This is a genomic window from Geodermatophilus sp. SYSU D00663, assembly GCF_054050655.1.
In genome coordinates this window covers 64,605-76,740 of sequence record NZ_JBJGZT010000025.1, presented here as the reverse complement: position 1 = coordinate 76,740, position 12,136 = coordinate 64,605, and the positions used below count along the sequence as shown (strand labels likewise).

Below are 12,136 nucleotides of genomic sequence, written 5' to 3'. Positions count from 1 at the left end.
GAGGCCGGTCCCCCGGGCGGGGACCGGCCTCGCGCCGTTCCGGCGACGACGTCTGCCTGCCGGCCGACACCGCGACGGGCACTCCCTGACGGCGGGGTGCCCCGCCTAACGGCGGGGGTGCCCCGCCCCGGGCAGCTCGAGGACCACCTCGGTGCCCGGCCGGCCGGGACCCGGCGGCTCCTCCGGCGTCCGCATGAGCAGCGACCCGCCGAGCTCGCTGCTCACCAGCGTCCGCACGATCTGCAGGCCCAGGCCGTCGCTCCCCGCCGGGTCGAACCCCTCCGGCAGCCCCTGGCCGTCGTCGCGGACGCGCACCACCAGGTCGTCGCCGTCGCGCTCGGCCACCAGCTCGATCGAGCCGGGCTGACCGTCGGCCGGGAAGGCGTGCTCGGCGGCGTTGTGCAGCAGCTCGGTGACCGCCATGACCAGCGGCGTCGCGGTGGCCGCGGGCAGCTCGCCGAAGGCGCCCACCCGCCGGGTGCGCGCCGCCGGGCCGATCGAGGTGAGGTCGCCGAGCATCGGCAGCACCTGGTCGAGCACGTCGTCGACGTCGACCACGTCCTCCCGGCTGCCCGCGAGCGTCTCATGGACGACGGCGATCGAGGCCACCCGCCGCACCGACTCCTCCAGCGCCGCCCGCGCGGCCGGCTCGGTCATCCGCCGGGCCTGCAGCCGCAGCAGCGCGGCGACCGTCTGCAGGTTGTTCTTCACGCGGTGGTGGATCTCGCGGATCGTCGCGTCCTTGGTCAGCAGCGCCCGGTCGCGGTCGCGCAGGTCGGTGACGTCCCGGACCAGCACCAGCGCGCCCTCCTCGGCGCCCGGCGCCTGCAGCGGCAGCGCGCGCACCAGCAGCGTCGCCGACCGCCCCACGACGTCGGTCGGGTCGGGGAACCGCCCGGCCACGGCGGCGGCGATGGTGGCCGCCACCGCCTCCCCCGCCACCCGGTCCGACGACGCCGCCCGCGTCACCTTCGCCAGGTCCGTGCCGAACAGGTCGCCGGTCACCCCGAGCCGCCGGTAGGCCGACAGGGCGTTGGGGCTGGCGTAGACGGCGCGGCCGGCCGCGTCCAGGCGGACCAGCCCGTCCCCCACCCGCGGGCTCATCTCGGCGTCGAGCAGCTTCTCCGGCGGGAAGGTGCCGGCCGAGACCATGAGGCAGAGGTCGGCGGCGATGTCGAGGTAGGTCAGCTCCAGCGTCGACGGCGACCGGGTCACCGCGAGGTTGGTGTCCTTGGCCAGCACCGCGACGACGACGCCGTCGTGCCGCACCGGGATGACCTCGCGCCGCCGCGGGCTGGCGCCGGACCAGTCCGGCTCCCCCTCGGTCACCGGCCGGCCCTCGCGGTGCGCCAGCCGGAACGGGTCGGCGTCGGGGCCGTCGGCCTCGCTGCCGACCAGGTCCTCGGGCTGGCTGGTCGGCGCGGTGAGCGGGCGCACCTGGGCCACGCACCACCACGCGCCGGTGCGCAGCGGCACCCACAGGGTGAGGTCGGCGAAGGCCAGGTCGGCCAGCAGCTGCCAGTCGGCCACCAGGCGGCGGGCGTGGTCGACCTGCGACGGGGCGGTCGCCGCGCCGCGGTGCAGGCGCTCGGAGAGGGTGCTCATCGGTCCCGAGGGTAGGTCGGGCGCCCGCCTAGGCTGGGCACCCGTGGCCGCACCGTCCCTCGTCCCCCCGCCCGTGACCGTCGACGACGCCGTCCCCGCCGACTGGCCGGCCATCGCGGCGCTGACCGTCGGCGTCTACCGGGACGAGCGGCTGGCCTCCGACGAGTACCTGCCGCAGCTGGCCGACGTCACGGGCCGCGCCTCCCGGTCGCAGCTGGTGGTCGCCCGTGACGGGGACCGGGTCGTCGGCGCGGTGGCGCTGGTCCTCGACGGCGACTTCGGGGAGATCACCGAGTCGCCGCAGGAGGCGGCGTTCCGGATGCTCGTCGTCGCCCCGGAGGCGCGCGGCCGCGGCGTCGGGGAGCTGCTGGTCACCGAGTGCCTGCGCCGGGCCCGCGCGGCCGGCAAGCGGCGGATGCTGCTCTCGACCGACCCGGTGATGGCCGCCGCGCACCGGCTCTACGCCCGGCTCGGCTTCACCCGGCTGCCCGAGCGGGACTGGGCGCCGCGACCCGGCATCGACCTGCTGGTCTACGCCCGCGACCTCTGACCGGCTTCAGCGCCGGGCGCGGGCCGGGCCGCTGCGGGACCGGGCGGGACGGCGCGGTGCGGGCGCGGCCGCCTCCGGCGCGGGCACCTGCACGCCGGCCGCGGCGGCGAGGGCGTCCAGGTCGTCGAGGATGTCGCGGAGCAGCACGTCGACGTCCGGGAGCAGCTCGGCGCACGACACCAGGCCCCAGTCCAGGCGGTCGAGGTAGCTCTGCACCGTGATGTTGAGGCCCTGCCCCTCGACGATCGTCGAGACCGGGAAGTAGTGCTCCAGCCGCGCGCCCGCGGCGTAGAGCGGCGTGCGCGGACCCGGCACGTTGGAGATGACGAGGTTGCCCGGGCTCAGGCGGGAGCCCAGCCGCAGCCGGGCGCTGAGCCGCATCGCCCGCGCGAAGACCGCCGGCGGCGGGAACTCGGCGAAGTCGGTGAGCCGCTCGGCGGGCAGCGCGGAGAAGATCTCCTTGCTGCTGCTCATCGCCTCGTGCACGCGCCGGACCCGGCGGACGGGGTCGGGCTCGTCGGTCGGCAGGACGGCCGAGAGCATCGACACCCGGTTGGTCCAGCGGTCGGTCTCCTCCCCCGTCCGCACGGAGACGGGCACCAGCGCCACCAGCGGGTCCGACGGCAGCGCCCCGCGCCGGTCCAGCCAGGTGCGCAGGCCACCGGCGCAGGCGGCCATGACGACGTCGTTGACGGTGGCGCCCAGCGCGGTCTTGACCTGCTTGACGACGTCGAGCGACGTCGACCGGATGGCGAGCTTCCGGTGCGGGGTGATGGGCCCGTTGAACGGCGTGCGCGGCGGCCGGACGCTGGGCACCGGCGGCGGCTGGTCGGGTTCCTCGGGGCGGTGCCGGCCGAGGTTGAGCACGGTGCCCAGCGGCCCGCGCAGGCTGCGGCGGACGTCGTTCGCCGCGCGGACCAGCACCGGGTTGCGCGTGGCCCGGCCGATCTCGCGGGCGCTCCACGCGGCGAGCAGCACCCCGCGCGCCGGCTTGCGGGCGAGGCCGAGCGCCCCGCGCGCGAGCATCTCGAGGTCCCCGGGCGGCCGCTCCGGCGTCCACGGTCCGGCCTCGGGCGGCGTCCGGCTGCCCTCGGGGGTGTCGTCGAGCATCAGCGTCATCAGCTCCACGCCCGAGGCCCCGTCGATGGTGGCGTGGTGGACGATCGTCAGGACGGCGAAGCGGCGGTCGGCCAGGCCCTCGATGACGTAGGACAGCCACAGCGGCTTGCGCCGGTCCAGGGGCCGGGAGACCAGGCGCGCGGCCAGCGCGGCGAGCTGGTCGTCGCTGCCGGGCGGCGGGACGGCCGTGTGCCGGACGTGGAAGTCCAGGTCGAAGGCCGGGTCGGCGATCCAGTACGGGTGGTCCAGGCCCAGGGGCACCTCGACCAGGCGCCGGCGCAGCGGCTCGAGCAGGTGCAGCCGCTGCTCCAACTGCGCCCGCCACGCGTCGTAGGGCCGGTAGTCGGGGTCGTCCGGGCGGGAGTAGATGGACAGGCTCGAGACGTGCCCGAACTGCGCGGACGTCTCGAGGTGCAGGAACGTCGCGTCCAGGCCCGACAGCTGCTTCACGTCCGCTGGCCTCCTCGGGGGGACGGCGGGGTGCCGCGCCCCGGCCGTGTGGATCAGTGTGTCAGGGGTCACACTCTCCTGCACCGGACCGTCGAGGAGCGAGGACCCGACATGCAGACGACGGCGCACCCCTCCCGGACACCGGACCGGGAGGCTCCCCCGTGGATCGGGGCGTCCCCGGTGGCGGCGCTGCTCGCCGCGCAGCGGCCGTGGCGCGAGGCGGCGGCACTGGCCCGCTCCCCGGTGTGGCGGGGGCACGGCGTCCCGCCCGGCGGCGGCCTGCCGGTCCTGCTGGTGCCCGGCTTCCTCGCCGGGGACCCGTCGCTGTCGGTGCTGGAGCGCTGGCTGCGCGCCCGGGGCTACCGGACGTGCACCTCGCAGATCCGGGTCAACGTGGACTGCACCCGCCTGGCGGTGGAGCGCCTGGAGCGCCGCCTGGTCGAGTTCACCGACCGGACGGGCCGGCCGGCGGCGGTCGTCGGCCAGAGCCGGGGCGGGCTGTTCGCCAAGCTCGTGGCGATGCGCCGGCCCGACCGGGTCGCCGGGATCGCCACGCTCGGCAGCCCGAACGTCGACCACATGGCGATCAACCCGTTGGTGGCCGCGCAGGTGCGGCTGGTCGCCGCGCTGGGCAGCGCGGGGATGCCCGGGCTCTTCCGCGACGACTGCCTGGACGGCGGGTGCGCCGGGGAGCTGGCCGAGGACCTGGCCCGCCCCTTCCCCGCCGGGGTGCCGTACCTCTCGGTCTACTCGCGCAGCGACTGGGTCGTCGACTGGCACGCCTGCCTGGACCCCGACGCCGAGAACGTCGAGGTCGACTCCAGCCACGTCGGCATGAGCGTGCACCCGGGGGTGTACCGGCTGCTCGGGGACCGCCTGGGCGAGCTGGCCCACCGGGCGACCTGAGCCCGCCGGACGGCGGTCAGGCGTCGGCGACGGTGGCGATGAGGTCGCCCTCCTGCAGCACCTCGCCCTCGACGACGTGCAGCTCCTGCACGACGCCGGCGCGCTCGGTGAGCACGGGGATCTCCATCTTCATCGACTCGAGGATCACCAGGGTGTCCCCCGCGGAGACCTCGCTGCCCGGGCTCACCAGCACCTTCCAGACGCTGGAGACCATCTCGGCGTGGATCTCCTCGACTGCCACGCGGCACCTCCTCGCTGAGCGGAGCCCCCATCCAAGCACGGGCCCCCGGGACCCGGCCGTCGCTCACGAGCCGGGCGCGAGGTCCCCCTCGGCCAGCCGGTGCAGCACCGCGCAGACCTCCTCGCCGTCGTGCGGGACGCCGGTCTCGGGCAGCCCGGACAGCGCGGCGGCGGCCGCCCGCGCGGCGGTGGCGGTGTCGGGCGCCCCGGCGCTCACGGTGGCCAGCAGAGCGTCGTACCAGCCGTCGAGCCGGTCGCCCGGGTCGTAGCCGCTGACCGCGACCACCTCCGTCCGCCCGGCCGTGCCGCGCAGCCGGCCCGCCGAGGGCAGGGTGCCGGTCACCCGGCCGGCCCGACCCGGCGGCAGCGTCGAGCGCAGCTGGACGGCGACCGCGGCCCGCGGTGGGTGCTCGTCGGGGCTGCGGCGGCGCGGCGCGCGGCGGCCCACCGCCGCGGCCAGCGCGAGGTCGACCGCGTCCACCCGGTGCGCCCGCTCGAGCACGGCCATGTCGAGCGAGAAGCCGGCCGCGACCTCCCCCAGCTCGCCGTCCTCGGCGACGCCGACGGTGACCAGCCCGCGCCAGCCGACCTCGGCCAGCCGCTTGGCGCCGGGCGGCACGTCGCCGGTGGGGTCGGGCGTCCAGGACACCCGGGCGATGCCCGCCGCCCGGTCGCGGGCGACCGCCGTCGGGAAGCGCAGCCCGTCCTCGGTGACGACGGCGAGCAGGCCGTGCTCGCTGGCCGGCTCCACGCCGTCGCCGCCGAGCCGCTCGAGCACCTCGGCGGGCGGGCCGACCCAGGTGAGCCCCGCGGCGGCGACCTCCCCGGCCAGCGCGGCGTTGCCGGCCAGCGCCGGCGGCACGGGCAGCACGGCGCGGGCGCCGCTGCGGCGGGCGGCCTCCACGATCCGGTCGACGGCGAGGTAGGACTCCGCCGCGGGCGCCGGGCCGAGCAGCACCGCGTCGTCGGCCAGGCGCACGTGCCGGGCCGAGCGCTCGGCCTCGGAGTAGACGGCCACCGACTTCACGTCGAGCCGGGAGCAGGCCGCGATGACCGCGCACGCCGCGGGTCCCCGCCCCGCCACGAGCACGCTCTCGATCCCGTGCTGGGCCACGCTCTCCGGCCTCCCGTCCCCGCGCCGGGCCGTCCGCCCGGTCTCCCTGCCATCGTGCCCCGCACCGCCGACACCCACGCCACCGGGCGGGGGCCTCCTCACCCGCTGTGGGACCCTGGGTACGACCTCGGACACTCCGGACCACGACGACGAGAGGAGGGCAGCGATGTCCAAGCGTGGACGCAAGCGGCGCTCCCGCAAGGGGAACAAGGCCAACCACGGCAAGCGCCCCAACGCCTGAGGACGGCCCTGACGGGCCGGACACGACGACGCCCCGCACCCGGAGGACCGGGGCGGGGCGTCGTCGTCGGTACGGGGTCGTCGGTACGGGGTCGTCGGTACGGGGTCGTCGGTACGGGTGTCAGTCCTGCTCGGACCAGTCGGTCCGGACGACCTCGGTGCGGACCCTCTCCACGCTGATCTGCGTGCCGCCCTCCTCGAAGGAGACGGTGGTCAGCTGCATCTTGATCCGATCACGCAGGCCCGACGGCGTCGGGTCACCGCCGCAGCGGCGGCGGACCAGCGCCTTGAACTCCTGCTCGATGCCGAACTGCCGCAGACACGGAGAGCAGTCCTCGAGGTGCTCGGCGATGACGGCGCGGCGGGCGTCGTCGGTCTCGCGGTCGAGGAACTCGAAGACGTGCGACAGGACGTCGTCGCACGAGGTGATCTCGACCGGACGCTCCTGCTCGGTGCTCACGACCGCCCCTCCTCACCGGCTCCGGCGCGGACGAACCCGCGCTCACGGGCGTAGTCGGCCAGCAGCTTCTGCAGGCCCCGCCGGCCACGGTGCAACCGGGACATCACCGTGCCGATGGGCGTGCCCATGATCTCGGCGATCTCCTTGTAGGCGAAGCCCTCGACGTCGGCGAGGTACACCGCCAGCCGGAAGTCCTCGGGCAGCTGCTGCAGGGCCTCCTTGATGTCGGAGTCCGGCAGGTGGTCCAGCGCCTCGATCTCGGCCGAGCGCAGCCCGCTGGAGCTGTGCTCCTCGGCGGCGTACAGCTGCCAGTCCTGCACCTGGTCGGTGGGGTACTGCTGCGGCTGCCGCTGCTTCTTGCGGTAGCTGTTGATGTAGGTGTTGGTCAGGATCCGGTACAGCCAGGCCTTGAGGTTCGTGCCCTCGGCGAACTGGTGGAACGCGGAGTAGGCCTTGACGAACGTCTCCTGGACCAGGTCCTCGGCGTCGGCGGGGTTGCGGGTCATCCGCAGCGCCGCCGGGTAGAGCTGGTCGAGGTAGGGCAGCGCGTCCCGCTCGAAGCGGGCGTCGCGCTCCGCGCGGGTCTCGGCGACCTCGGTGCGGCTGCCCCCCTCGCGGGCCTCGGGCACCTCCACCGGAGCCCCGACCACCTGCTCGCGCGGGGTCTCGACCGGCTCGACGGCGGGGTTCCCGCCCGGGGTCTCCTCAGGCACCGACCGTCCTCTCTGCGGCGCCCGGAGGCGGGCTGCCACGTCGGTCGATCCTAGTCGCGCGGCGTCGGGCCGGCCCGGGGGCCGCCGGCGCGGAGCCCGCGTGCGGGCGCTGGAGACGGTGCTGCTCACGGTCCCTGCAACGGCGCCCGCCGGGAGGCTCATTCCCCGGCCGCGGGAAGTCGGCGGCGGTCCGCGCGACCGCTGGATACAGTCCCCCGCCGTGGCGGCGACCCCCGCGGTGCGGGCCCTGGAGAAGGCCGGGGTGGCGCACACCCTGCACCCCTACGACCCCGAGCACCCCGGCGACCAGGGCCACGGCGAGGCCGCGGTGGCCGCCCTCGGCGCCGACCCGCGCCAGGTGTTCAAGACGCTGGTCACCCGCGTCGACGGCACGCTCACCGTCGCCGTCGTCCCGGTGAGCGGCACCCTCGACCTCAAGGCACTGGCCGCCGCGGCGGGCGGGCGCAAGGCGGCGATGGCCGACCCGGCCGACGCCGAGCGCACCACCGGCTACGTCCTCGGCGGGATCAGCCCGCTCGGCCAGCGCAAGGCGCTGCCCACCGTCGTCGACGACTCGGCGCTGGGCTTCGCGACGGTGATGGTCAGCGCCGGCCGGCGCGGGCTGCAGGTGGAGCTGCCGCCGGTCGACCTGGTCCGCCTGACCCGCGCCCGCACCGCCCCGATCGGCCGCTGAGGTCCCGCGATCACGGCGCCGTGACCACGATCCGGCCCCGCGGAGTGGTCGCGGCGCCGTGATCGCGGAGAACTCACCGACTACGAGCCGGGGGCGCCGTAGGGGGTGAGCAGCTGGTCGACCGGCGCGGCGTCGTCGGTGAGCACCTGCGCGTCGCCCGCGAGGGCGGCCACCTCCCCGTCCGAGGCGACCTGCCAGGCGGAGTCCTGCGCCAGCAGCGCCCCCGCCAGCGCGGCCTCGTCCAGCGGCCGGTGCGAGGCGACCGCGACGACGTTGCCGCCGTCCTCTCCGGCCAGCACCGGGGCGCGGGCGAGCAGCAGCACGTGCGGCCACACCGCGCGCATCGTGGCCAGCTCCGCGCGGACGAAGCCCAGCGGCGGGTGGTCGATGAGGTTGGCGACGTACACGCCGTCGTCGGTGAGCGCCCGCTCGACCAGCTCCAGCGCCTCCACGGTGGTCAGCTGCCACGGCACCGACAGGCCGCCGAAGGCGTCGCCGACGACGAGGTCGCGGGTGCCGGCGGGCTCGGCGGCCAGCCCCACGCGGGCGTCGCCGACCCGCACCCGCAGCTGCTGCGAGGTCTCCAGGCCCAGCTGCTCACGGTCGATCGCGACGACGCCGGGGTCGACCTCGAGCACCAGGCTCTCGGTGCCGGGACGCACCTCGGCGAGGTAGCGCGGCACCGTCGCGCCGCCGCCGCCGAGGTGCAGCGCCGACAGCGGCTGCCCCGCGGGGGCCAGGACGTCGGTGACCGCGGCGATCGCCCGGACGTACTGGAACTCCAGGTACGTCGGGTCGGCGAGGTCGACGTAGCTGTGCCGCAGCGTGTCCAGCACCAGCACCCGGCCGGTCTCCCGCTCGGGGTCGGCCACCACGCGGGCGCAGTGGTAGGAGGTCTCCTCCTCGCACGGCGTCGGCGCGACCGCCGCCAGCAGCGACCCGGCGACGGCGAGCAGCAGCAGCGCCGTCGGCACGCGCCCCGCCCCACCCGGCGACCGGCGCCGGAGCAGCAGGAACACGGCGACGCCGGCGACGACGGTCACGAGCCCGGTGCCGACGAGGATGCCGCTGCTGGGGAAGACCGCGACGAGCACGAAGCCGGTGGCGAAGGTGGCCGCGATCCCGCCGAGCGTGCCGATGCCCGACAGCTTCCCGACCACCGACCCGGTCTCGGCCAGGCTGGCCAGCTGCAGCTTCACCACCATCGGCGGCACCGCCGACAACAGCGTCGCGGGCACCACGATGGCGACGGCGGCCAGCAGCAGCACGGCCCCGGCGTCGGGACCGGTGAGGAACGACCCGGTGAAGCGCACCAGCGGCAGGACGGCGATCACCAGCGCCCCGCCGGCGACCAGCAGCGGCGCGATCAGCCCGCGCGGGTCGCGGCGGTCGGCGGTGGCGCCCCCGGCCCAGGCGCCGACCGCGATCGCGGCCAGCGCGAAGCCGATGACCGCGGTGTTGGTCTGCAGCGTGATGCCCACGTAGGGGGCGATCAGCCGCAGCCCGACGATCTCCAGCACCAGCACCGCGCCGGAGGCGAGGAAGGTGACCCCGGCGGCCACCCAGCCGGGCAGCACGGGCCCGGTGGGCGTCTCGGCGGGCGGGTCGGACGGGACGACGGCGGACGCGCGCTCGCTCAGGGGACGGCTCCTCAGAAGAGCGCGGGCTGGTCGGCCGGGGCGCTGGTGCCCTCGACGCGGGCGACCAGTTCGGCGCCGTTGTTGCGGACGTTGTTCACCGCGGGGCTCACCGGGCGCAGCTCCAGCCCCTCGACCAGCGACGGCGGGGTCGGCTCCACCAGCGCCTCGACGTCGTCGCGGGCCGGGTCGAGCCAGTCGGCCCAGCGCTCGCGCGGCAGCACCAGCGGCATCCGGTCGTGGATCTCGGCGAGCGCGCCGACGGCGGGCGCGGTGACCACCGTGCAGGTGTAGAGCCGGTCCTCGCCCTTGCCCCACACCTCGTAGAGCCCGGCCATGGCCAGCACCGACCCGTCGGCGGGGGTGATGAAGAACGGCTGCTTGCCGGGCGAGTCGAGCTTCCTCTGCCACTCGTACCAGCCGTCGGCCGGGACCAGGCACCGGCGGGAGCGGGCGGCCGAGCGGAAGGCCGGCTTCTCGGTGAGCGACTCGACGCGGGCGTTGAGCAGCCGGTTGCCGACCGAGACGTCCTTGGCCCAGGAGGGCACCAGGCCCCAGCGGACGGAGCGCAGCTCGCGGTGCCCGGCGCCGGTGGGGCTGCCCTCCGGGTCGCGCTCGCGCTTGGTGCGGACCACGTAGACGTCCTTGGTCGGCGCGACGTTGTAGTCGGCCCGCAGCGGCTCCTGCCCCTCCGCGGGGACTGCCTCGAACTCGACGACGAGGTCCTCGGGACGGCGGGTGGCGGCGTAGCGACCGCACATGGCTGGTCCTCCCCGGCTGTCGGGCCGGCCCGGGACGGGCCCGCGGGACCGACTCTAGGCGGGACCGGGGACAGCGGGAGTGCCCCGCCGGACCCCGGGTAGGCCCGGGGTGCAGACCCCGGCGAGCAGAGACGAGGATCACGCGCGTGACCGCGACCCAGAACCCCCCGCAGCAGCAGCCGAAGACCGCGAGCGAGTCCGCCGAGCGGCGCTACGCGACGGTCGACCCCTTCACCGGGGAGACCGAGAAGGAGTTCGACTTCACGCCCACCGAGGCCATCGACGGGATCATCGGGACCGCGCACGCCGCCTACCAGGAGTGGCGGCAGCGCACGGTCGAGGAGCGCGCCGGTGTCGTCCGCCGCGCGGCGGAGCTGATGGACGAGCGCCGCGACGAGCTGGCCGCGCTCGCCACGAAGGAGATGGGCAAGCGCCGCGAGGAGGCCGCCGGCGAGCTGTTCCTGTGCTCGATGATCCTCAACTACTACGCCGACAACGGCCCGGCCTTCCTGCAGCCCACCCCGATCCAGCCGCTGCTGGGCAAGGGCGAGGCCGTCGTCGAGACGCAGCCGGTGGGCGCGCTGCTGGCCATCGAGCCGTGGAACTACCCCTACTACCAGGTCGTCCGCGTGGCCGGCCCGAACCTCGTGCTCGGGAACACCGTGATCCTCAAGCACGCCGAGATCGTCCCGCAGTGCGCGCAGGCCATCGAGCAGCTGTTCACCGACGCCGGCGCCCCCGAGGGCGTCTTCACCAACACCTTCCTGCGCATCGCCGACGTCGAGCAGGTCATCGCCGACCCGCGCATCGCGGGCGTGACCCTGACCGGCAGCGAGCGCGCCGGCAGCGCGGTGGGCGCCCTGGCCGGCAAGCACCTGAAGAAGTCGGTGCTCGAGCTCGGCGGGAGCGACCCGTTCATCGTCCTGGACGCCGAGAACGTCGGCGCCACGGTCAAGGCCGCGACCACCGGCCGGATGCAGAACACCGGCCAGGCGTGCATCGCCGCCAAGCGGCTGATCGTCACCGAGGACGCCTACGAGCCGTTCGTCGCCGGCCTGCGGCAGGCGTTCTCCACCTTCTCCCCCGGCGACCCGGCGGACCCGGACACGACGCTGGCGCCGCTGTCGTCGGAGCAGGCCGCGAAGGACCTGCACGCCCAGATCCAGGACGCCGTCGACAAGGGCGCCACCGTGCTCGCCGGTGGTGGCCGCCCCGACCTGCCGGGCGCGTTCGTCGAGCCGACCCTGCTGACCGACGTGACGCCCGAGATGCGCGCGTACCACGAGGAGCTCTTCGGGCCAGCCGCCGTCGTCTACAGGGTCAAGGACGCCGACGAGGCCGTCGCCCTCGCCAACGACAGCGTCTACGGGCTCGGCGCGACCGTGATGAGCAGCGACCTCGACCGCGCGCGGGCGGTGGCCGAGCGGATCGAGGCCGGGATGGTCTGGATCAACCAGCCCACCGGCTCCTCCCCCGAGCTGCCCTTCGGCGGGATCAAGCGGTCGGGCTACGGCCGCGAGCTCTCCGAGCTGGCGATGTTCGAGTTCGCCAACCGGCGGCTCCTGCGCACCGTGCCGGCCAAGAAGGCCGAGAAGCCGCAGGCCGGCTAGGGCGGGCCGAGCGTGAGCGGCGTCGTCCGGACCGGGC

At 75.8% G+C, this 12,136-nt stretch carries 13 protein-coding genes; 5 read left to right on the top strand and 8 right to left on the bottom strand.

The window, feature by feature from the left end; all coding sequences use genetic code 11:
- Positions 1-105: 105 nt before the first annotated feature.
- Positions 106-1,605, bottom strand: coding sequence for a sensor histidine kinase (locus ACI79Z_RS18175; RefSeq protein WP_387990204.1), 1,500 nt, complete (start codon positions 1,603-1,605; stop codon positions 106-108).
- Between the two features lie 43 nt (positions 1,606-1,648).
- Here ACI79Z_RS18175 and ACI79Z_RS18170 point away from each other — a divergent pair, with 43 nt between their 5' ends.
- Positions 1,649-2,155, top strand: coding sequence for a GNAT family N-acetyltransferase (locus ACI79Z_RS18170; RefSeq protein ID WP_456903423.1), 507 nt, complete (start codon positions 1,649-1,651; stop codon positions 2,153-2,155).
- A 6-nt stretch (positions 2,156-2,161) separates the two neighbouring features.
- On the opposite strand, the gene ACI79Z_RS18165 is transcribed toward ACI79Z_RS18170, so the two are convergent.
- Complete coding sequence (locus ACI79Z_RS18165) at positions 2,162-3,724, bottom strand: WS/DGAT/MGAT family O-acyltransferase (protein WP_387990209.1); 1,563 nt, start codon at positions 3,722-3,724, stop codon at positions 2,162-2,164.
- Between the two features lie 111 nt (positions 3,725-3,835).
- On the opposite strand from ACI79Z_RS18165, the gene ACI79Z_RS18160 reads away from it, so the two are divergent.
- The gene (locus ACI79Z_RS18160; protein ID WP_456903422.1) at positions 3,836-4,630 is read left to right on the top strand and encodes an esterase/lipase family protein; all 795 of its coding nucleotides are present in this window, start codon (positions 3,836-3,838) and stop codon (positions 4,628-4,630) included.
- A gap of 16 nt (positions 4,631-4,646) precedes the next feature.
- On the opposite strand, the gene ACI79Z_RS18155 is transcribed toward ACI79Z_RS18160, so the two are convergent.
- Positions 4,647-4,871, bottom strand: a complete 225-nt coding sequence (locus ACI79Z_RS18155) for a biotin/lipoyl-binding carrier protein (RefSeq protein ID WP_387990214.1) — start codon at positions 4,869-4,871, stop codon at positions 4,647-4,649.
- A gap of 63 nt (positions 4,872-4,934) precedes the next feature.
- Positions 4,935-5,984, bottom strand: coding sequence for a biotin carboxylase N-terminal domain-containing protein (locus ACI79Z_RS18150; protein ID WP_387990217.1), 1,050 nt, complete (start codon positions 5,982-5,984; stop codon positions 4,935-4,937).
- A gap of 166 nt (positions 5,985-6,150) precedes the next feature.
- Here ACI79Z_RS18150 and ACI79Z_RS18145 point away from each other — a divergent pair, with 166 nt between their 5' ends.
- Positions 6,151-6,225, top strand: a complete 75-nt coding sequence (locus ACI79Z_RS18145) for a 50S ribosomal protein bL37 (protein WP_014377707.1) — start codon at positions 6,151-6,153, stop codon at positions 6,223-6,225.
- 120 nt (positions 6,226-6,345) lie between these two features.
- Here ACI79Z_RS18145 and rsrA read toward each other — a convergent pair whose 3' ends face one another.
- Both rsrA and ACI79Z_RS18135 read right to left on the bottom strand, forming a co-directional pair.
- Positions 6,346-6,684 carry a mycothiol system anti-sigma-R factor gene (rsrA, locus tag ACI79Z_RS18140; RefSeq protein ID WP_387990220.1) on the bottom strand — a complete coding sequence of 113 codons (339 nt, stop codon included), beginning with the start codon at positions 6,682-6,684 and terminating at the stop codon, positions 6,346-6,348.
- Complete coding sequence (locus tag ACI79Z_RS18135) at positions 6,681-7,397, bottom strand: sigma-70 family RNA polymerase sigma factor (RefSeq protein WP_387990223.1); 717 nt, start codon at positions 7,395-7,397, stop codon at positions 6,681-6,683. Before ACI79Z_RS18135 ends, rsrA begins: the two co-directional genes overlap by 4 nt.
- Before the next feature lie 220 nt (positions 7,398-7,617).
- Between ACI79Z_RS18135 and ybaK the strand changes: the two genes are divergently transcribed.
- Positions 7,618-8,091 carry a Cys-tRNA(Pro) deacylase gene (ybaK, locus tag ACI79Z_RS18130; RefSeq protein WP_456903421.1) on the top strand — a complete coding sequence of 158 codons (474 nt, stop codon included), beginning with the start codon at positions 7,618-7,620 and terminating at the stop codon, positions 8,089-8,091.
- 80 nt (positions 8,092-8,171) lie between these two features.
- Here ybaK and ACI79Z_RS18125 read toward each other — a convergent pair whose 3' ends face one another.
- Together ACI79Z_RS18125 and ACI79Z_RS18120 are read right to left on the bottom strand one after the other, a co-directional pair.
- Positions 8,172-9,668 (bottom strand): fused MFS/spermidine synthase, encoded by a 1,497-nt coding sequence (locus tag ACI79Z_RS18125; RefSeq protein ID WP_387990229.1) that lies wholly within the window; start codon positions 9,666-9,668, stop codon positions 8,172-8,174.
- A 74-nt stretch (positions 9,669-9,742) separates the two neighbouring features.
- The gene (locus ACI79Z_RS18120) at positions 9,743-10,489 is read right to left on the bottom strand and encodes an SOS response-associated peptidase (RefSeq protein WP_456903420.1); all 747 of its coding nucleotides are present in this window, start codon (positions 10,487-10,489) and stop codon (positions 9,743-9,745) included.
- Positions 10,490-10,635: 146 nt separating this feature from the next.
- Between ACI79Z_RS18120 and ACI79Z_RS18115 the strand changes: the two genes are divergently transcribed.
- A complete protein-coding gene (locus ACI79Z_RS18115) occupies positions 10,636-12,099 on the top strand; it encodes an NAD-dependent succinate-semialdehyde dehydrogenase (RefSeq protein ID WP_387990235.1) in 1,464 nt (487 codons plus the stop codon).
- Positions 12,100-12,136 lie beyond the last annotated feature (37 nt).

Excerpts from the sequence above, each read along its gene's own strand:
- ACI79Z_RS18175 (WP_387990204.1), bottom strand. The coding sequence starts at position 1,605 with ATGAGCACCCTCTCCGAGCGCCTGCACCGCGGCGCGGCGACCGCCCCG.
- ACI79Z_RS18120 (WP_456903420.1), bottom strand. The coding sequence starts at position 10,489 with ATGTGCGGTCGCTACGCCGCCACCCGCCGTCCCGAGGACCTCGTCGTC.
- ACI79Z_RS18160 (WP_456903422.1), top strand. The coding sequence starts at position 3,836 with ATGCAGACGACGGCGCACCCCTCCCGGACACCGGACCGGGAGGCTCCC.